Raw genomic sequence first — 17,769 nt, forward strand, 5'->3', positions numbered from 1 at the left:
GAAGTGGTCACCGACCTGGGGAAGTTGCTTGCTCGTGGCGGTTTACAAGACCGTCTGGGCTTCCTAGGATTCGCCGGGCAAGCCAGCGCGATCTAGCGCCCTCAGGATCTGGAGGTTCCGTCATGGCGCGCGCCTGGCGGCCTGATGATGAGATTTCCGTTGATCAGCTCCTGCGGGAAACCGGGGCCATGCCTCGGTCACTCCACGCCTCCGCTCCTGCCGCCCGGGTGCGGGATGACGGCACCGGTGACGGGTACCGGGAACGGCTCGAACAACGCGCCCGGGACGCCGCCACCGCTCAGCAGCGGGCCGGGAAGCGGCTTCGGTGGGTTTCCGCCTTCTGCGGGGGCGTTGTCGTTCTCGGGAGCCTTGTCGTCATTGCCGTGACCTCGGAAAGCCCGCCCGTCCGGACGGAATCCTTGGGGTCCGATCCGCTTGCTCCCGCCACCCGTACGTCCGGGCTCGCCGGCGTTACCGCCGCCGCTCCGATGCCCACCGTTCTGCAGCAGACCTCTACGGCGGCCTCGACCTCGGCGGCCGCCAAGGCCGGGCAGGGGGGTGGGCCTGGATCGGCGCCCGGGACCGGCACGGCGCCGGGCACGGGATCCGCGTCGGCGCCTGTCTCTTCGGCCGCTCCGTCCGTCACCCGGTCCTCCCCGGCCGCTGCCCCGCCGCCTCCTCCTCCGGCCTGCTCGGTGCACTACGTCGTCACCAACCAGTGGAACAACGGCTTCACCGCCAGTGTCACCGTCACCAATACCAGCAACCGGACGCTCTCGCCGTGGACCGCCGGCTGGACCTTCAGCGGTGGGCAGCGGGTCACCCAGAGCTGGAACGGCGACTACTCCCAGAGCGGCTCGCGGGTCACCATGAAAGCGGTTTCCTACAACCTGACCCTGAACCCCGGCGCCAGCGTCGACATCGGCTTCAACGGCGCCTTCGACTGGGCGAACCCCTCGCCCGGCCAGTTCACCCTCAACGGATCCTCCTGCAACACCCGCTAACCGAGCACCTCGCGCATGAAGCCCACCAGCCAGTGCTGGGCCGGGCTGCGGGCGTGCGTGTGCCGCGCGTACACCGACACCTGGGCCGGCTCGACCTCGAGCGGCAGCTCGAACAGCCGGACCCGGTGCTCGGCCTTGAACATCTCCGCCACCAGCCGCGGGACCATCGCCACCAGCTCGCCGTCCTGCACCAGGTACGGCAGCGCCGCGAAGCGGGTCACCTCGAGCACCACCCGGTCGAGCAGGCCGCACGCCTCCAGCGCGCGGCGCGGGCCGTCGTGGCCGGTCGGGCCGACCACCGTCACGTGGCGCTCCGCCGCCAGCTGCTCGACCGAGACGGCCTCCGGAAGACGCGGGTGGTCCGCAGCCACCATGCCCAGGTAGCCCTCGGAGAACAGCGGGATCCGGGCGACGCGCTGCGAGCTGATCAGCGAGGACGCGATGAACGCGTCGACCTCGCCGCGGCCGAGCTGGTCGGCCGCGCGGTCGACGTCCAGCGGCCGGACGGTCAGCGTCACCCCCGGCGCCCGTGCCGGCAGCGCGGCCATCAGGCGGGGCAGCAGCGACATCTCCCCCAGGTCCGACAGGGACAGCGTGAACGCCGCCCGGGCTGTCGACGGCGAGAACGACTTCGCCCCGCTCACCGCCGTCTCGATCTCCGACAGCGCGCTGTGCAGGGGTTCGTACAGCGCGCGGGCCGTCGTCGTCGGGACCAGGCCGGCGCCGGTGCGGCGGAACAGCTCGTCGGCGAACCGGCGCCGCAGCTTCTGCAGGCTGTAGCTGATCGTCGGCTGCGTGACGTGCAGCGACTCGGCCGTGGCGGTCACGCTGCGGGTCTCGTACAGCAGCACGAACGTGCGCACCAGGTTCAGGTCGAAATCCGGCATATCGATCCCATCGATGAGACGGCGAGCCAACATTTATTGGAACACATCCGCGCGGCTCCATAGGGTCGGTCCGACTTCAAGGAGGCACCGATGCCCACCGCCCGCCGGCTCGCCCACGAGTTCCTGGACCGCCGTGGCCTGACGACCGTCTTCGGCAACCCCGGGTCCAACGAGCTGCCGTTCCTCGCCGAGCTGCCGGCCCACTTCCGCTACGTCCTCGGCCTGCACGAAGGCGCCGTCGTCGGGATGGCCGACGGCTACGCCCAGGTGACCGGCCGCCCGGTGCTGGTCAACCTGCACGCCGCCGCCGGCTCGGGCAACGCGATGGGCGCGCTCACCAACGCCGTCTACTCGCGCTCTCCGCTCGTGCTCACCGCGGGCCAGCAGGTCCGGACGGCGATCGGGCTGGAGGCCATGCTCGCCAACGTCGACGCGACCCAGCTGATGCGGCCCCTGGTCGGCTGGGCCGGCGAGCCGAGCTGCGCCGCGGACGTCCCGCGGTCGCTCGCGCAGGCGGTGTTCGAGGCCGAGCTGCACCGGCGTCCGACCTACCTCTCGGTGCCCTACGACGACTGGGCCGCCGAGCTGCCCGAGGACGCGACGCTCGACCGGCAGGTCCAGCGGGGCATGGCACCGAGCGAAGCCCAGCTCGACGCCCTCGCCACGAGCCTCGCCGCGGCGGAAAACCCGGCGCTGGTCCTCGGCGGGGACATCGACGCCACCGGGCTCTTCGACCGGGCCGTCGCCCTGGCCGAGCACCTCGGCCTGCCGACCTGGGTGGCGCCGTCACCGCACCGGCTGCCCTTCCCGAACCGGCACCGGCTCTTCCGCGGCGTGCTGCCCGCGGGCATCGCGCCGGTTTCGGCCGCGCTGACCGGACACGACCTCGTGCTGGTGCTCGGCGCGCCGGTTTTCCGCTACCACCAGCACGTTCCGGGCGCGTACCTGCCCGAGGGCACCCGGCTGATCCAGGTCACCGACGACTTCGGCGCCGCCGCCCGCGCCCCGATGGGCGAGGCGCTCGTCGCCGACCCCGCGCCGGTGATCGAAGCGCTGCTGGCCAAGGTGCCCGCGAAGCCAACGGCAAGCGCATACGTCGAAAGCCCGGAGCCCCGGACCGGCGAGAAGGCGCTGCACCCGGAGCAGGTGTTCGCCGCCCTGCGCGACACCCAGCCCGGCGGCACGCGCTACGTCGTCGAGTCGACGTCGACGAACTCGGCCTGGTGGCGCCAGATGGACCTGCGCCACGAGGGCTCGTACTTCTTCCCGGCCGCCGGCGGGCTCGGGTTCGGCCTGCCCGCCGCGGTCGGCGTCGCGATGGGCAGCCCGGACCGCCCGGTCGTCGGCGTCATCGGCGACGGCTCGGCCAACTACGGCATCACGGCGTTGTGGTCCGCCGCGCACTACCGCGTGCCGGTCACCTTCGTGATCCTGCGCAACGGCGTCTACGGCGCCCTGCGGTGGTTCGGCGAGCTGCTCGGCACGCCGGACGTGCCCGGCACGCAGATCCCCGGGCTCGATTTCACGGCCATCGCGGCGGGCTACGGCGTCGAAGCCACCACCGCCCGCGACGAAGACGACTTGCGCGCCCAGCTCAAGGCGACCCCGGACGGCCCGCGGCTGATCCAGGTCGACACCGAACCGACCACACCGGAGTGATCATGACCCTGCTCGGAACGGAATTCGACGGCGGCAGCGGCGGGACCCACCAGGTCGTCGAGCCGGCGACCGGGGATGTGCTGGGCCGCGTGGGCATCGCGACGCCGGACGACGTCGCGGAAGCTGCCGCGGCCGCCGCGAAGGCGCAGCGGGACTGGGCCCGGCGCACGCCCGCCGAACGCGCCGCGGTGCTGCGCCGCGCCGGTGAGCTGTGGGAGACGCACGCCGCCGACGTGCAGGAGTGGATCGTCCGCGAGGCCGGGTCGACGCGGCCCAAGGCCGGGATCGAGACCGAAATGGCGGCGGGGATCTGCTTCGAAGCCGCGGCACTGCCCACCCACCCGCTCGGCGAGGTGCTGAGCACCGGCGAACCCCGCTGGTCGCTGGCCCGGCGGGTGCCGGCCGGCGTGGTTTCAGTGATCGCGCCGTTCAACTTCCCGCTGATCCTGGCCATCCGCTCGGTCGCGCCGGCGCTCGCGCTCGGCAACGCCGTGCTGCTCAAGCCGGACCTGCGGACGGCGGTGTGCGGCGGGGTGAGCATCCTGCGCGTCTTCGAGGAAGCCGGGCTGCCCGAAGGCCTGCTGCACCTGCTGCCCGGGGACGCGGGAGTCGGCGCCGCGGTGGTCGACGCGCCCGAGGTGTCGGTGGTGTCGTTCACCGGCTCGACCGCGGCCGGGCGGAAGGTCGGCGAAGCCGCCGCGCGCTCGCTCAAGCGCGTGCACCTGGAGCTGGGCGGGAACAACGCGCTCGTGGTGCTGCCGGGCGCCGACGTCGCCAAGGCGGCCTCGGCAGGCGCGTTCGGCTCGTTCCTGCACCAGGGCCAGATCTGCATGACCACCGGCCGTCACCTGGTGCACGAGTCCCAGGTGGACGAATACGTCGAAGCCCTCGCCGAGAAGGCACGGCGGCTTCCGGTGGGGAACCCGGCCGAGGGCGACGTCGCGCTCGGCCCGATCATCGACGACCGCCAGCTCGCGCACGTCACCGACGTCGTCGACCGGAGCGTAGCGGCGGGCGCGCGGGTGCTCGCCGGCGGCAAGCCGGACGCGCCGTACTACCCGCCGACCGTCCTCTTCGGACTCGACGACGCGAGCCCGGCCTGGCGCGAGGAGATCTTCGGCCCGGTGGCGCCGGTGCGCGCCTACCGCGACCTCGACGAGGCCGCACGGCTGGTCAACGACTCCGAGTACGGCCTGTCGGTCGGCATCCTCGGCGACGTCGGCACCGCGATGAAGCTGGCCGAGGAGGTCCGCTCGGGCAAGGTGCACATCAACGAGCAGACCGTCGGCGACGAGCCGACCGCGCCCTTCGGCGGCGTCGGCGACTCCGGCAACGGCTCCCGCTTCGGCGGGGCGAAGGCCAACATCGAGGCCTTCACCGAGACCCAGTGGCTCACCGTCCGCGCGGACATCGCGCAGTACCCGTTCTGAGGAGGACGACGATGACAACGACGTCTCGTGGCACGTGGACGGCGGTCCTCTGCTGGCTGACCGTCCTGCTCGAGGGCTACGACCTGGTCGCGCTCGGCGCCACCATCCCGACCCTGCTCAAGAGCGGCTACCTCGGCTTCACCGCGGCCGGCGCGACGGCGGTCGCGACGGTGTCATTGATCGGCGTGGCCGTCGGCGCCGCCGGTCTCGGCCCGCTCACCGACCGGTTCGGCCGCCGGGTGCTGCTCATCGGCTCGGTCCTGCTGTTCTCGCTGTTCACCCTGCTGACGCCGCTCGCGCCGAACGTCGCGACGTTCGGGGTGTTCCGGTTCGCCGCCGGGCTGGGCCTCGGCGCGTGCATGCCGGTGGCGCTGACGGTGATGTCGGAGAACCTGCCCGCCCGGCGGCGCGCCAGCGCGAGCACGTTCACCATGACCGGCTACCACGTCGGCGCGGTGCTGACGTCGGTCCTCGCGCTGTACGCCAAGGAGGACTGGCACGTGCTGTTCTACGGCGGCGGGATCGCCGGCCTGCTGGTCGTGCCGCTGATGTGGGGGAAGCTGCCGGAGTCCGCGGCCTACCTCGCGGCGCGCGAAACGTCCGAACGCGTCGGCCTCAAAGACCTGCTGGGCGCCCGGTTCCGGCGGATCAGCATCGCCGTGTGGACCGGTTCGTTCATGGGCCTGCTGCTGGTCTACGGGCTCAACACCTGGCTGCCGCAGCTGATGCGCACGGCGGGCTACCCGATCTCGACGTCGATCACGCTGCTGCTGGTGCTCAACATCGGCGCGGTGCTCGGGCTGGTGCTGGCCGGCACGATCGCCGACCGGTTCGGCATCCGGCCGATCGTGCGGATCTGGTTCGGCACCGGCGCGGTGCTGCTGGCGGCGCTGAGCGTCAAGATCGGCAATGCGTTCCTGCTCAACGCGGTCGTGCTGCTGACCGGCGTCTTCGTGTTCTCGGCGCAGGTGCTGATCTACGGCTACGTCGCCCAGGCGTTCCCGGCATCGGCCCGGGGCACCGCGCTCGGGCTGACGTCGGCGGTCGGACGGCTGGGCTCGATCCTCGGGCCGTTCGTCACCGGGGCGCTGGTCACCGCCGGGGTCGCCTACCCGTGGGGCTTCTGGTTCTTCGCCGTCGTGGCCGCGCTGGGGCTGGTCGCGGTCCTGCTGCTGCGCGGCGGGACCGGCTCCGAGGAGCGGTTGGCGCCGGTGTCCGCCGGCTACGACGCGAGTGCGCGATAAGGGCGCACGACGGTTTCGACGAACGCCGCGACTTGCTCGTCGACGTGCGCCGTCCCCTCGGAGTCGTTCTCGACGAGGTGCAGCCGGCCGACGAGGCTCTTCTGGTTCTTCAGCAGCGCGAAGTCTTCCCTGCTGTAGAGGGTGTCGGCGGCGTTGCTGGGCAGCCGGTGTTCGTCGGAGACCTCGAGGCTGATCGACTGACCCGCCACCGAGATCTTCGGTGGCTCGCCCCGCCTGGCCAGCCGGGCGGCACGCACCGCGTCGGAAGCGCGGACGTGGACGATCTGCGACGCCGCCAGGACCTCTTCGCCGAACACCTGGAGTGCTCCGACCGTGTCGGCCCTGGCGAACTCGACGATCGTGATCGGGTTGCTCCGGCGGTTCTCCCACACGCGGCGGCCGAGCCGCTGCAGCGCCGGGCTGAGGTCCTCCTCCCGCTCCACCTGGAACGCGCCGCCCTGCTGGGCGCTGAAGCCCGCACCTCGGCCATCGCCGAAGAGCATCAAGGCGTGGAGGAATTCTTCGAAGGCGTAGACGTAGTCGTTCAGTTCCTCGACCTGCAGCCGCCACCGCCGGAGCTCCTCGGCGAGTGCCCGCCGGACCAGTGACTTGCCGGCACCCGGCAGACCGGTGACGAAGATGACCGGCGCACGGTGGCGGAACGCCAGGTGCCGCAGGACCGCGTCTTCCGCCTTGGCGGGCAGCTGGTACGCCGCACGCTGTTCCCGGATCGGGTCGGCAAGGCGGGACACCACGTCGCCCGGCTTGCCACCGGGCAGGACTTCCCCGGCCAGGATTTCCCCGGCCAGCACCGATTCGATGGGTTCGGACTCACTCCAGACCTGGTCGAAGTGGCTGCGGAACACCTTGGCGGCCGAGATGTCGTCCAGTCGTTCGGGCCGGTCCTTCCCGCCGGTGCGCTGGTTGAGCACCGTGTGGTGCTCCGCGCCGGAGAACACGTGGTACGACAGGTGATCCGAGGTCAGCGCCCGGGACACCCGAACCTCGATCCCCATCCCGAGCAGCTCCGCTCCGGCGATGAGGGAGGACCGCTCGGCACGGGTGATCACCCGGACCCCGCGGCGGCCGTTGATCTGCGACCACGATTCCTGAATCTGGGCCACCACGGGAGAGCCTTCCGCCGGCGTCAGGTTCGGGACCAGCGCCTCGAGGCGCTCGACGTGGTCCTTCTTGGAGATGACGAGCATCTCCGCGAGGTATTTCCGCCGGGTCATCCGCTGGGAGAGCCCGGTCGGCAACCTGGTGCGCCGCCACAGGAACCCGACGAACGCCACGATGACAGTGACGATCATGCCGCTCGTCACCGGCACAAGGAACTGGCTCCAGTCCACCATCGGGGTCCTCTGTCATCCGTCGCCGCCGCACGTGCGGATATCCTAAACCAGATTTTAGGAATGACGAACTTTGGGTTCAACTACGGCGCAATCCCATCCCTTGGACGGATGGCCGGAGTCGAACGTCGAGGTCGAGAACAGCGCGCCGAGTAGGCGCGGCGACGGTGTCCGCCCCGCTAGACCGTGTCCTCGGGCTTGCGGCGCCCCAGGGTCGCCTCGGGGTGCTCGGTGCGGCGGTCGGATTCGCGCAGGACCTCGCGGGCCTGGCCCTCGGGGTCCGCGCTGTCGACGGCCTGCTCTTCGGGCAGCAGTTCGGCGCGGGTTTCGGTCCGGTCAGGGGTGTCGTCCATGGCTTGCGGGTACCCGGTGGCTCACACCCGCAACCAGCCGACGGCCAGCGAGAGGATCAGCGCGGCCACCATCAGCACCAGCACGCCGGTGAAGACCAGCCACAGCACCGGCATCGCCTTGGACGGCATCGGCTGGGGGTGCGAGAGGCCCGACGTCTGGGCGGAGTCGGGCGGCGTGCTGCCCGGGGGCACGCCGCCCCCTGGCTCCAGGTCCGGGGTCCGGCGGGGATCCGGATCCGGGGGTTCGGCGGTCATGGCGGCACCGTCCTTCCGTCGCTCCCGTGGCGGGTGCCCGGCGCGCGACCGGGCAAACGCCTTCAGTCGCGGGAGCGGCGGTTGCCCGCCGCGTCGCGGCGGAGCCGGTCGGTGTGCGCGGAGATCTCGCCGAGCTGCTCGGCCAGCGCGCCGGTCACGTGCCGGCGCGCGGCGTCCAGCGGTGGAAGCAGCGTCGCCGGGTCGTCGTCACCCAGGGCCGCGCCGAGGCGGTCGGCGCTCTCCTGCGCCGCGGGCCCGAGCCCGTCGAGGGCGCTGACGCGGCCGGCGAGCTGGCGCAGGATCGCGGAGTTGCGACGGGCCCAGTCGGCGACGGCCCGGTCGCCCGCGCGCCGGTCGCGTTCCGCGTCGACCCGCGCCTCGCCGGTCTTTTCGCCGGTGAGCGACGGCTGCAGCCGCAGGTAGCGCCGTTCCGCGGCCTGGCGGCTCGCGACGCCCAGCGCGGGGGCGAGCGCCACCCAGCTCGCGCCGGCCGCCCTGGCCGCGGCGATCAGCTCCGGCTCCCAGCTCGCGAGCTCCTCCCGCAGCAGCCGCAGCCCGGACAGCGCGTCGAGCACCCCGGCCCGGTCGCCCGCCCCGGCCCGGGCGGCCGCGACCACCTCCTGGATCCGGCGCAGCGCGCCGGCGGGATCGGTTCCGTCCATCACGTCATCCTTTCGACGACTCTCATCTTGTCATCGTTTTGACGACATGCTAGAACACCTCCGCGTGTTGCCACCAGAGTCGACGACGCCGACGACCGCCGGCCGTCGCCGACGCTGAGCGGCCTGCCGGCACACCACCCCGGCTTCACCACGGACTGGCCTCGGCCGCGCGGCCCGGCGGGTGCTGCGCACTGGAGAAACCCCGCCGCCGGCTCAGGACCGTTCGACGCGGAAGACCGCGATCCGCTCGGCGGCCGCCGCGACGGCGTCCGGGGTCGGCGCGTCCGCCAGGCCGGTCGTCACGAACCGCTTGCCCACGCTCGGCGGGCTCGTTTCGACGAGCCGGCGCAGCACCGGCCGCCGCGCCTCCACCGGCAGCTCGGCCAGCCGCGCGGCCGACGCGCGGCGGCCGCGGGTGAGCGTCACCTCGCCCGCGGCCCGCACGTTCGCCACCCAGGCCGCCGTCGGATAGGCCTGGACGATGTAGTGCTGCCCGTCGATGGGGTTGACGGCGATGGGGAACGTGCGCGGGACGCCGGTGCGCCGCCCGGGCACGGTGAGCAGCTGCATCGGGCCGAACGCGACACCGAGCCGCTGCAGCCCCACGACGATCTTGTTGCCGGCGTTGACCATCCGGCGGTAGCTCTGCGCTGTTGTCATATCCCGAAGGTACACGAAGTCATACGAAACTCATATATTCTGAGTTTCGTATCTACTTGCGTTCGGGCCCGGGCTCCGGCTCCGGCGGCACCGGGTCCGGCACGGGGACCCCGCCGGGCTCCGGGAGCGGCCGGTCCGGCGGCGGGTCCGCTTCCGGGACGACGGGTTCGGGCGGTAACGGGGGTGCGGTCGACATCGGGCTTCCCTCCACCGCTTGCGCCACCCGCGGTTCGGGTGGCGATCACTCGCGGGTTACCCGCCGCGGTTGACTCTGACACCGTGTCAGGTCCTATCCCGGACCCATGACGCCTTTCCGCACCGCGACCGAGGTGGCCGCCGGGATCCGCCGCGGCACGCTCTCGGCGCGCGACCTGACCGAAGAGCTCTTCGCCCGCATCGGCGCTTCCACCGTCAACGCCGTCATCGCGACCTGCCCCGACGCCGCCCTGGAAGCCGCCGCGGAGGCCGACCGAGCGGTGGCCCGCGGCGAGGACGTCGGGCCGCTGCACGGCGTCCCGATGACGATCAAGGACGCCTTCGCCGTGCGGGGCCTGCCCACGACCTGGGGCGAGCCGGCGTTCGCCGGCTGCGTCGCCGGCGAGGACGCGGCGGTCGTCGAACGGCTGCGGGCCGCGGGGGCGATCGTCGTGGGCAAGTCGAACGTCCACCACCTGCTCGCGGACTTCGGCCGGACCGACAACCCGCTCCACGGGCGGACGCTCAACCCGAGAGACCACCGCCGGACGCCGGGTGGCTCGAGCGGCGGTGCGGCGGCCGCGCTCGCCGACGGCCTGACGTACCTCGAATACGGCTCCGACCTGGCCGGGTCGATCCGGATCCCGGCCGCCTACTGCGGTGTCCACGGCCTCAAGCCCACCCCGGGCACCGTGCCGCTGCGCGGGTTCCAGCCGCCGGGGCCGCCCGCACCGCTCGCCCGGGAATTCCCCTCGGCGGCCGGTCCGCTGGCCCGGTCGGCGGCCGATCTGCGCGTCGCGCTGGAGGTCACCAGCGGATCGCTGCGGCCCTCACGGCGCTCCCGGCTCGAGGACTTCCGCGTCGGCGTCGTGCTCGACGATCCGGCCTGCCCGGTGACCGGCGAAGTCGGCGCGGCGCTGTCGGACGCCGTCGACGCGCTGGCCCGCGCCGGGGTGCGGATCCGCGAGGGCTGGCCGGCGGACGTCGACCCGGTCGCCCAGGCCGAGGCGTTCGGCTTCCAGGTGGAGCTGTTCTTCGCGCGCCGAGAAGGCCGCGAGCCGGCCGGAACCGCGAGCCAGGAACGGCGGCGCGCGGCATTGGGATCGGCCTGGGCCCGGTACTTCGCCGACGCCGACGTCTTCCTCTGCCCCACGGTGTTCACCACCGCGCCGGCCCACGACGACCGGCACCGCTACGACGACCAGGTGTTCTGGATCGCGCAGGCGTCGCTGCCCGGGCTGCCGGCGGTCACCGCCCCGGCGGGGCCGGCCGGGCTGCAGGTCGTCGGGCCCGCGCACGAGGACGACACGGCGATCACGTTCGCGGACCTCGCCGCGGACGTCATCGGCGGGTTCGTCCCGCCTGGGGCAGGATCGGGCCGTGTTCTCGATCGGTGACTTCGCCCGCCACGGCCGGGTTTCGGTGCGGATGCTGCGGCACTACGACGCGCTCGGGCTGCTGCGCCCGGCGCGCGTCGACCCCGCGACCGGCTACCGCAGCTACACCGCGGGCCAGCTGGCCCGGCTCAACCGGATCGTCGCGCTGAAGGACCTCGGGTTCACCCTGGACCAGGTGGCCACGCTGCTGGCGGACGAGGTCACGGTCGAGCAGGTGCGCGGCATGCTGGCGCTGCGGCGCGCGGAGCTGGAGGCGGCACTGGCCGAAGGCGCGGCCCGGCTGGCGCAGGTCGAGGCGCGGCTGCGGACGATCGAAGCGGAAGGCCGGTCGCCCGCGCACGACGTCGTCGTCAAGGAGCTGCCCGCCCTGCGCGTGGTGGAGCTGACCGGCGTCGCGGCGGGGTTCGCGCCGGAGGCGATCGGACCGGTCGTCCACCCGTTGTGCGCGGAGCTCGGCCGCCGCCTCCCGCAGGCGGACGTGACGCCGGCCGGACGGCTGACCTGCTACTACGAGCAGCGCGCGGAGGACGAGGTCGTCGTGCACGCCGCACTGCCGGCGTCGGTCGGCACCGGCGACCTCGGCGGCCTGACGGTGGCGGACCTCCCGGCCACCCGCGCGGCCACGCTCGTCCACCGCGGCCCGATCGACGGCGTCCTGCCCGGCTGGCAGGCGGTGGTGCGCTGGATCGACGACCACGGCCACCGGTCGGCCGGGCCGCAGCGGGAGGTTTACCTGGACTGCCCGGAAGACCCGGCGGGCTGGGTGACCGAGCTGCAGGAGCCGATCGGCTGAGCGCCGCCGGCCAGGTCAGCCGACGGACTGCTGCTCCACCGGTTCGGGGTCGGGGCTCAGCACCCCGGCGAACACCGCCGCCAGCACGCACAGCAGCGCCGGCACCGCGAACGTGACGTTCAGCGGCATCCAGCGCGTCAGCCCGCCGATCAGCGCCGGGCCGGCCAGCAGGCCGACGTACCCGAGACCGACCACGCGCGCCATCAGCGCACCCGATGCCCGGGTGTCCAGGTTGCCCGCCGCCGTGAACAGCTGCGGGACGCCGCCCGAGAGGCCCAGGCCGAACAGCGCCCAGCCCACCAGTGACACCGGCACCCACGGCGCCGCCGCGGCCGTGGTCAGGCCCACCGCTGCCAGCGTCGCGCCGTACCGGACGATCGCCACCGGACCGGCCCAGGCCGCGACGCGGTCGGTCAGGAAGCGGCCGGTCGTCATCGCCACCGCGAACGCGCCGTACGCCAGCGCTGCCGTCGACGCCGTGGTGCCCAGCACCTTCTCCATGTGCAGCGCGGCCCAGTCGTTCGCGACGCCCTCCGACAGCATCAGCGCGAGCGCCAGCAGGCCGAGCAGCCAGACCGTGCGCCCCGGCGGACGGCGCGCGACGACCGGCTCGGGAGCCTCGGCAGAGGCGGCGGGTGCGTCGGCCGGCTCCATCAGGAACCGCGCCGACACCAGGGAAAGCAGCACGCAGAACAGGCCGGTGGCGGTGAGCGTGCCGCCGGTGGGCACGCCCGCGCCGAGCGTGGCCGCGCCGATGACCGCGGCGATCGCGCCGCCGATCGACCACATGGCGTGGAAGGCCGCCATGATCGGGCGCGGGTAGGCCCGCTCCACGACGACCGCGTGCGAGTTCATCCCGACGTCGATCGCGCCGTTGCCGAAGCCGAAGAAGATCAGCGACAGGCCCAGTGTCCACCACGAGTTCGCGAACCCGGGCGCGCACACCGCGAGGCCCATCAGGATCCCGGCGGCCGGCACCAGCCGCCGGTGCCCGAGCCGGTCGACGAGTGGCCCGGCCACCTGCATGCCGGCGAACGCGGCGCCGCCGAGCACCAGCAGCAGCGCGCCCAGCGTGCTGTGCGAGATGCCGGTCGCGCGCTCGACGTTCGGGATGTGCACCACCCACATCCCCATCGCGAACCCGTTGAGGCCGAAGAACATGAAGGTCGCGAACCGGGCGGCACGCGGGCGGGGCGAGACGGTCATCGGCTCTCCAGTGCGGGGACGGCGACGTGCACGAGCACGCCGCGCTCGGTCAGCGCGGCACGCTGGTCTTCGGGGGCGCCGGGATCGGTGATCACCACGTCGGCGCGGTCGGCGGGACAGATGCAGGCGAGCGCGGACCGGCCCCACTTGGCGCCGTCGGCCAGCACGACCGTCCGGGCCGCGACGTCGAGGGCGGTCCGCTTGACCTCGGCGTCGGCCAGGTCGAAGGCGGTGAGCCCGGAATCGACGCCGAGCGCGCAGGGGCTCAGCACGGCGACGTCGAACCGCAGGGCGCGCAGCGAAGCCAGCGTCAGCGGGCCGACCAGGGCCTGCTCCCCCGGCCGCGCTTCGCCGCCGGGCAGCAGCAGCCGGACGCCGGGCACCTCGGCCAGCTCACGGGCCGCGTGCAGCGACAGCGGCATCACGGTGATCGCGCGTCCGCGCAGCAGCCGCGCCAGCTCGAGCGCCGTGGTGCCGCTGTCGAGGACGACCGTCTCGCCGTCGCGGATCAGTTCGGCCGCCGCGGCGGCGATGGCCCGCTTCGCCGTGATCCCGGCCGTCGCCCGGGCCTCGAACGGCGGTTCGACGCCGGACGGCGTGGCCGGGACCGCGCCACCGTGCACCCGCCGCAGGACGCCCCGGGCCGCCAGGTGGTCGAGGTCGCGGCGGACGGTCATCTCCGACGCGCCGGTCGCTTCGGCCAGCTCGGCGACGCCCACCTGGTCGGCGTCGCGCAGCCGTTCCACGATCACCCGTTGCCGCTCCGCGCTCTTCACCCCGTGAGCTTCGCAATCCGGACACGCTCGCACAATCGATTTGTTCGTTCGCTCACGTTCGATGTGCGAACCACCATTGCGGCATGATGGGCCCGTGCACGCCGCCGAGACCACCGCAGCCCCGTGACCGGGGGCTACCTGAAGGGCCGGATCCGCCGCGAAGACATCATCACGGCGGCGGCCGCGGCGTACGGCGAACTCGGCTATCACGGCTCGTCGCTGCGCGAGATCGCCAAGCGCGTCGGGATTTCCCACGCCGGCCTCCTCTACTACTTCCCCACCAAGGAAGCCCTGCTCGCCGCGGTGCTCGAACGCCGGGACGCCGAGGACTCCGAACGCGAGCGGCTCACCGTGCCACCCGGGCTCGAAGTCCTCCGCCACTTCGTCGCGCTCGCCGAGCACAACGTCCGCCACCCCGGGATCGTCGACCTCTACTCCCGGCTCGCCGCCGAAGCGGTCGCCCCGGACCACCCGGCGCACGAGTACTTCGTGCGCCACTACCGGGCCGCGCGCGACGGCGTGCACGAGTCGTTCCGCGCCCTCGCGGCCCGCGGCGAGCTGCGCGAGGGCGTCGAACCGGCACTCGCGGCGTGGACGTTCATCGCGCTGATGGACGGCCTGCAGGTGCAGTGGCTGACCGTTCCCGGCGACGTCGACCTGGTCGGCTCGCTGCGCTTCTACCTGCAGAACCTGCTCACCGTCCCGCTCTAGAGGGTCTTCGCGTACGGGTCCCAGCCCGCCGGGAGCAGCGGGGGGACGTCGATGGTGCTCGTGACCTCCACGCTCTGCCCGCGGGTCATGGATTCGTCGATGGCCAGCATCGCGTCGAGCACGTGGTAGGCCAGCTCGCCGGACGCGCGTTCCGGCACCCCGGCCCGGATCGCCCGCGCCAGCTCCAGCGCACCGGTGCCGCGGGAGGCCGCATGTCCCTGTGGCGCCAGCACTTCCGGCTCGTCGTGGCCGAGCAGGTGCAGCCGGGTCGGCTCGTCGAAGCGGTTGGGGTCCGGCAGCACGGCGGTGCCGAGCGTGCCGGTCAGCTCGGCCAGCGCGGGGCGCTTGAGCGCCGAGTCGAAGCTCAGGACCAGCTGCGCGGAAGCGCTCTCGAACTCGACGAGCGCGGTGACCGTCGTCGTCACCGACACCGGGAACTCGGTGCCCGCCCGCGGCCCGGAGCCGACGACCCGGGTGTCGCGGGCCCGCCCGCCGGCCCCGGTGACGCGCCGGATCGGGCCGAGCAGGTGCACCAGCGCCGTCAGGTAGTACGGCCCCATGTCGAGCAGCGGGCCGCCGCCGGGCTGGAAGTAGAACTCCGGTGCCGGGTGCCACAGTTCCGGCCCCGGCACCTGGAACAGGGCCAGCGCGGTCATGGGACGGCCGATCCGGCCCGCGTCGACGGCCCGGCGCGCGGTCTGCAGCGCGGCGCCGAGCACGGTGTCGGGCGCGCTCGCCACGCGCAGGTTCTTCTCCCGCGCGCGGTCGAGGAGCTTGCGGCCGGTCTGGCGGTCCAGCGCCAGCGGCTTCTCCGTCCACACGTGCTTGCCCGCTTCGAGCGCGGCGAGCCCGACTTCGACGTGCGCGACCGGGATGGTCAGGTTGACCACCAGCTCGACGTCCGGGTCGGCCAGCAGCTCGGCCACGGTGCCCGAGCGGGGCACGCCGTACTCGGCCGCGCGCGCCGCCGCGCGGGCGGTGTCGAGGTCGGCCACCCGCACCACGCGGACGTCCGGGAAGGCGGTGAGGTTTTCGAGGTAGGTGCCGCTGATGACGCCGGTGCCGATGATGCCGACCCCGACCGGCCCGCCGGTCACCGGTCCGCGCCGGTCAGGAAGGCGTGGCTGGCGGCGAGGGCCTCGAAGAGGTCGCCGTCGAAGGCGTCGAACTCGACCACGCGCAGCGCGTCCGGCGCGGCGGCGAGCACTTCGGCGACCGGCACCCGGCCCTGGCCGGCCGGGACCTGGCCGGTGGCGTCGGTGGCGAGCCCGCCGTCCTTGACGTGGATGGCCCGCACCCGGTCGCCGAGCCGGCGCAGCAGGGCCGGCGCGTCTTCGCCGCCCGCGGTGGCCCAGTAGGTGTCGACCTCCAGGGCGACCGCCGGGTCGAGCTGCCCGGCGAACACCTCGAAGGCGCTGCGGCCGTCGATCCGGGACTGCAGTTCCCACCAGTGGTTGTGGTAGCCGACGGCGACGCCGTGCTCGGCCGCGAGCTTCGCGGCGGCGTTGAGCCCCTCCGCGGTGGCCGCGATGTCGGCGGGCTCCTGCCAGCGCTCGGGCGGGACGTACGGGTCGATCACCAGCCCGATGCCCAGCTCGGCCGCGGCGGCCAAGACGGCGTGCTGGTCGGCGCCGAGCAGCTGCGCGTGCGCGGTCGGGGCGGTCAGGCCGTTGGCGGGCAGCCCGGCCCGCAGTGCCTCGGCGTTCTCGAGCACGCCGTACGGCTCGACCTGGGTGAAGCCGATCGCGGCGAGCCGCCGCAGCGTGTCGGCGGGGTCGGCCGCGAACGCTTCGCGGACCGAATACAGCTGAACGGAAGGCACGCTCATCACCGGCTCCTCCACTTCCCCGTGGCGGCCGTCCGCCGCGGCTCCCCCAATTTCTACCACCTGGTCAAAATTGTCACCAAGAGCTTTTCCGGAAGGTCAACCGGACGGCGGCAGGCGGCCCGCGTGCCCCGGCTCACGCCGGCCGGGGTTTTGGCAAGCGCCCGATGGGGCAGTAACGCCAAGAGCAGGGGGCCAGAGCCGATCCGGGAGGTGCCGGCAAGTGGACAGGGCAGGAGACGAAAGGGACACCGCGGCCGCCGCCGGGCGCCCGGCGACCCGTCGCGACCCGACGGACCTGTCCGAGGCCGCGCGCGACCTCGACCGGCGGATCGACCAGCACCTCGCCCGGTTGCGCCGGGAACGCGACCGGCGCGCCGCCGACATCCCCGACCAGCGGCTGCGGCCCAGCGGCTGATCAGCCGACCTCGCCTTCACCGCGCGGACGCGACCTACTACGCTCGGTGGCCCAACGCCGCCCGCCGAAGTCCTGCGAGGTCGCCATGTCCGACACCCCGTCCGCGCTGTCCCCGAGCCAGACGCCGGTGGGGGTCGACCCCGCCCGGCCGAGCATCGCGCGGATCTACGACGGGTTCCTCGGCGGCAACAACTTCTACGAAGTCGACCGCGTGGTGATGGAGAAGATCCGCACGGCGGTCCCGGAAGCGGTCGACATCGCCCGCGGCAACCGCGGCTTCCACAACCGCGCGCTGCGGATGCTGGCCGGCCAGACGAAGATCCACCAGTACCTCGACTGCGGGTCCGGGCTGCCGACGGCCGAGAACACCCACCAGATCGTGCAGCGCATCGACAAGGACAACACGGTCGTCTACGTCGACAACGACCCGGTGGTGCTGGCCCACGGCCGCGCACTGCTCGTCGAGAACGACTTCACGCACATGGTCGAGGCGGACATCTTCCGGCCGCGGGAGGTCCTGGACCACAAGGAAGTCCTGGCGCACGTGGACTTCTCCCAGCCGGTCGCGTTGCTGCAGGTGGGCACGATGCACCACTACGAGGGCGACGGAGTCTTCGACATCATGCGCGAGTACATCGACGCGCTGCCGTCCGGCTCGTACGTCGTGCTTTCGCACTTCTTCGACCCCGAGGTGCCGGAGCTGACCGAGATCGCCAAGCGGATCGAGCAGATCCTCGTCCAGGGACCGCTGGGCGCGGGCCGCTTCCGGACCCGTGCGGAGATCGAAGCGATGATGACCGGCCTCGAGATCATCCAGCCGAACGCGACCTCGGAGCCGGGCATGGCGGTCTGCGACGAGTGGTGGCCGGACGGCCCCCGGCTCACCCCGCTGAGCGGCTCGGCCAAGTGCGTCGCCGGGATCGTCGGCTACAAGCCGTAAGG

The 17,769-nt window shown here is 73.1% G+C and carries 19 protein-coding genes; 9 read left to right on the forward strand and 10 right to left on the reverse strand.

The features are described from left to right. Positions 1-122: 122 nt before the first annotated feature. Entirely contained in the window at positions 123-1,004 is an 882-nt protein-coding gene (locus tag ACWEGE_RS06045; RefSeq protein ID WP_449659319.1) for a cellulose binding domain-containing protein, read from the forward strand. On the opposite strand, the gene ACWEGE_RS06050 is transcribed toward ACWEGE_RS06045, so the two are convergent. Beyond that, positions 1,001-1,891, reverse strand: coding sequence for a LysR family transcriptional regulator (locus ACWEGE_RS06050; protein ID WP_449659320.1), 891 nt, complete (start codon positions 1,889-1,891; stop codon positions 1,001-1,003). The genes ACWEGE_RS06045 and ACWEGE_RS06050 overlap by 4 nt on opposite strands. A gap of 90 nt (positions 1,892-1,981) precedes the next feature. On the opposite strand from ACWEGE_RS06050, the gene mdlC reads away from it, so the two are divergent. From mdlC to ACWEGE_RS06065, 3 genes are read left to right on the forward strand one after another with little or no spacing between them, the layout of a single operon-like run. Continuing rightward, positions 1,982-3,550: a benzoylformate decarboxylase gene (gene mdlC, locus ACWEGE_RS06055; RefSeq protein WP_449659321.1), complete on the forward strand. Its 1,569-nt coding sequence runs from the start codon at positions 1,982-1,984 to the stop codon at positions 3,548-3,550. 2 nt (positions 3,551-3,552) lie between these two features. After that, complete coding sequence (locus ACWEGE_RS06060; protein WP_449659322.1) at positions 3,553-4,980, forward strand: benzaldehyde dehydrogenase; 1,428 nt, start codon at positions 3,553-3,555, stop codon at positions 4,978-4,980. 11 nt (positions 4,981-4,991) lie between these two features. Next, positions 4,992-6,224, forward strand: coding sequence for an MFS transporter (locus ACWEGE_RS06065; RefSeq protein ID WP_449659323.1), 1,233 nt, complete (start codon positions 4,992-4,994; stop codon positions 6,222-6,224). Here the strand turns inward: ACWEGE_RS06065 and ACWEGE_RS06070 are convergent. The 5 genes from ACWEGE_RS06070 to ACWEGE_RS06090 all read right to left on the reverse strand — a co-directional run bounded on the left by ACWEGE_RS06070 (position 6,203) and on the right by ACWEGE_RS06090 (position 9,506). Further along, entirely contained in the window at positions 6,203-7,537 is a 1,335-nt protein-coding gene (locus tag ACWEGE_RS06070) for an AAA family ATPase (protein ID WP_449659324.1), read from the reverse strand. The genes ACWEGE_RS06065 and ACWEGE_RS06070 overlap by 22 nt on opposite strands. Positions 7,538-7,755: 218 nt before the next feature. Continuing rightward, the gene (locus ACWEGE_RS06075) at positions 7,756-7,929 is read right to left on the reverse strand and encodes a hypothetical protein (RefSeq protein ID WP_003058648.1); all 174 of its coding nucleotides are present in this window, start codon (positions 7,927-7,929) and stop codon (positions 7,756-7,758) included. A 21-nt stretch (positions 7,930-7,950) separates the two neighbouring features. After that, positions 7,951-8,184 (reverse strand): DUF6480 family protein, encoded by a 234-nt coding sequence (locus ACWEGE_RS06080; RefSeq protein WP_449659325.1) that lies wholly within the window; start codon positions 8,182-8,184, stop codon positions 7,951-7,953. A gap of 62 nt (positions 8,185-8,246) precedes the next feature. Further along, positions 8,247-8,846 (reverse strand): HSP18 transcriptional regulator, encoded by a 600-nt coding sequence (locus ACWEGE_RS06085; RefSeq protein ID WP_449659326.1) that lies wholly within the window; start codon positions 8,844-8,846, stop codon positions 8,247-8,249. Positions 8,847-9,059: 213 nt separating this feature from the next. Further along, complete coding sequence (locus ACWEGE_RS06090) at positions 9,060-9,506, reverse strand: nitroreductase family deazaflavin-dependent oxidoreductase (protein ID WP_449659327.1); 447 nt, start codon at positions 9,504-9,506, stop codon at positions 9,060-9,062. Positions 9,507-9,808: 302 nt separating this feature from the next. Between ACWEGE_RS06090 and ACWEGE_RS06095 the strand changes: the two genes are divergently transcribed. Both ACWEGE_RS06095 and ACWEGE_RS06100 read left to right on the forward strand, forming a co-directional pair. Continuing rightward, positions 9,809-11,098 carry an amidase family protein gene (locus tag ACWEGE_RS06095; RefSeq protein WP_449659328.1) on the forward strand — a complete coding sequence of 430 codons (1,290 nt, stop codon included), beginning with the start codon at positions 9,809-9,811 and terminating at the stop codon, positions 11,096-11,098. After that, positions 11,082-11,891 carry a MerR family transcriptional regulator gene (locus ACWEGE_RS06100; RefSeq protein WP_449659329.1) on the forward strand — a complete coding sequence of 270 codons (810 nt, stop codon included), beginning with the start codon at positions 11,082-11,084 and terminating at the stop codon, positions 11,889-11,891. Before ACWEGE_RS06095 ends, ACWEGE_RS06100 begins: the two co-directional genes overlap by 17 nt. A 15-nt stretch (positions 11,892-11,906) precedes the next feature. On the opposite strand, the gene ACWEGE_RS06105 is transcribed toward ACWEGE_RS06100, so the two are convergent. Next, positions 11,907-13,097 (reverse strand): MFS transporter, encoded by a 1,191-nt coding sequence (locus ACWEGE_RS06105; protein ID WP_449659330.1) that lies wholly within the window; start codon positions 13,095-13,097, stop codon positions 11,907-11,909. Beyond that, positions 13,094-13,873: a DeoR/GlpR family DNA-binding transcription regulator gene (locus tag ACWEGE_RS06110; protein ID WP_449659331.1), complete on the reverse strand. Its 780-nt coding sequence runs from the start codon at positions 13,871-13,873 to the stop codon at positions 13,094-13,096. Before ACWEGE_RS06110 ends, ACWEGE_RS06105 begins: the two co-directional genes overlap by 4 nt. A 123-nt stretch (positions 13,874-13,996) precedes the next feature. Between ACWEGE_RS06110 and ACWEGE_RS06115 the strand changes: the two genes are divergently transcribed. Further along, entirely contained in the window at positions 13,997-14,584 is a 588-nt protein-coding gene (locus ACWEGE_RS06115) for a TetR/AcrR family transcriptional regulator (RefSeq protein WP_449659332.1), read from the forward strand. On the opposite strand, the gene ACWEGE_RS06120 is transcribed toward ACWEGE_RS06115, so the two are convergent. Both ACWEGE_RS06120 and ACWEGE_RS06125 read right to left on the reverse strand, forming a co-directional pair. Continuing rightward, positions 14,581-15,681: a Gfo/Idh/MocA family protein gene (locus tag ACWEGE_RS06120; RefSeq protein ID WP_449659333.1), complete on the reverse strand. Its 1,101-nt coding sequence runs from the start codon at positions 15,679-15,681 to the stop codon at positions 14,581-14,583. The two genes, ACWEGE_RS06115 and ACWEGE_RS06120, sit on opposite strands and share 4 nt — an antisense overlap. Further along, positions 15,678-16,412, reverse strand: coding sequence for a sugar phosphate isomerase/epimerase family protein (locus tag ACWEGE_RS06125; protein ID WP_449659334.1), 735 nt, complete (start codon positions 16,410-16,412; stop codon positions 15,678-15,680). The genes ACWEGE_RS06120 and ACWEGE_RS06125 overlap by 4 nt, the downstream gene beginning before the upstream one ends. 220 nt (positions 16,413-16,632) lie before the next feature. On the opposite strand from ACWEGE_RS06125, the gene ACWEGE_RS06130 reads away from it, so the two are divergent. Together ACWEGE_RS06130 and ACWEGE_RS06135 are read left to right on the forward strand one after the other, a co-directional pair. Continuing rightward, positions 16,633-16,827 (forward strand): hypothetical protein, encoded by a 195-nt coding sequence (locus ACWEGE_RS06130; RefSeq protein ID WP_449659335.1) that lies wholly within the window; start codon positions 16,633-16,635, stop codon positions 16,825-16,827. An 85-nt stretch (positions 16,828-16,912) separates the two neighbouring features. Then, positions 16,913-17,767, forward strand: coding sequence for an SAM-dependent methyltransferase (locus ACWEGE_RS06135; RefSeq protein ID WP_449659336.1), 855 nt, complete (start codon positions 16,913-16,915; stop codon positions 17,765-17,767). The last annotated feature ends 2 nt before the right edge of the window (positions 17,768-17,769 follow it).

It is taken from the genome of Amycolatopsis sp. NPDC004747 (assembly GCF_053601335.1).

What these genes read in the sequence shown, in the direction of transcription:
- ACWEGE_RS06045 (WP_449659319.1), top strand. Translation starts at nt 123, where the DNA reads ATGGCGCGCGCCTGGCGGCCTGATGATGAGATTTCCGTTGATCAGCTC.
- ACWEGE_RS06050 (WP_449659320.1), bottom strand. Translation starts at nt 1,891, where the DNA reads ATGCCGGATTTCGACCTGAACCTGGTGCGCACGTTCGTGCTGCTGTAC.
- mdlC (WP_449659321.1), top strand. Translation starts at nt 1,982, where the DNA reads ATGCCCACCGCCCGCCGGCTCGCCCACGAGTTCCTGGACCGCCGTGGC.
- ACWEGE_RS06060 (WP_449659322.1), top strand. Translation starts at nt 3,553, where the DNA reads ATGACCCTGCTCGGAACGGAATTCGACGGCGGCAGCGGCGGGACCCAC.
- ACWEGE_RS06065 (WP_449659323.1), top strand. Translation starts at nt 4,992, where the DNA reads ATGACAACGACGTCTCGTGGCACGTGGACGGCGGTCCTCTGCTGGCTG.
- ACWEGE_RS06070 (WP_449659324.1), bottom strand. Translation starts at nt 7,537, where the DNA reads ATGATCGTCACTGTCATCGTGGCGTTCGTCGGGTTCCTGTGGCGGCGC.
- ACWEGE_RS06075 (WP_003058648.1), bottom strand. Translation starts at nt 7,929, where the DNA reads ATGGACGACACCCCTGACCGGACCGAAACCCGCGCCGAACTGCTGCCC.
- ACWEGE_RS06080 (WP_449659325.1), bottom strand. Translation starts at nt 8,184, where the DNA reads ATGACCGCCGAACCCCCGGATCCGGATCCCCGCCGGACCCCGGACCTG.
- ACWEGE_RS06085 (WP_449659326.1), bottom strand. Translation starts at nt 8,846, where the DNA reads ATGGACGGAACCGATCCCGCCGGCGCGCTGCGCCGGATCCAGGAGGTG.
- ACWEGE_RS06090 (WP_449659327.1), bottom strand. Translation starts at nt 9,506, where the DNA reads ATGACAACAGCGCAGAGCTACCGCCGGATGGTCAACGCCGGCAACAAG.
- ACWEGE_RS06095 (WP_449659328.1), top strand. Translation starts at nt 9,809, where the DNA reads ATGACGCCTTTCCGCACCGCGACCGAGGTGGCCGCCGGGATCCGCCGC.
- ACWEGE_RS06105 (WP_449659330.1), bottom strand. Translation starts at nt 13,097, where the DNA reads ATGACCGTCTCGCCCCGCCCGCGTGCCGCCCGGTTCGCGACCTTCATG.
- ACWEGE_RS06125 (WP_449659334.1), bottom strand. Translation starts at nt 16,412, where the DNA reads ATGAGCGTGCCTTCCGTTCAGCTGTATTCGGTCCGCGAAGCGTTCGCG.
- ACWEGE_RS06135 (WP_449659336.1), top strand. Translation starts at nt 16,913, where the DNA reads ATGTCCGACACCCCGTCCGCGCTGTCCCCGAGCCAGACGCCGGTGGGG.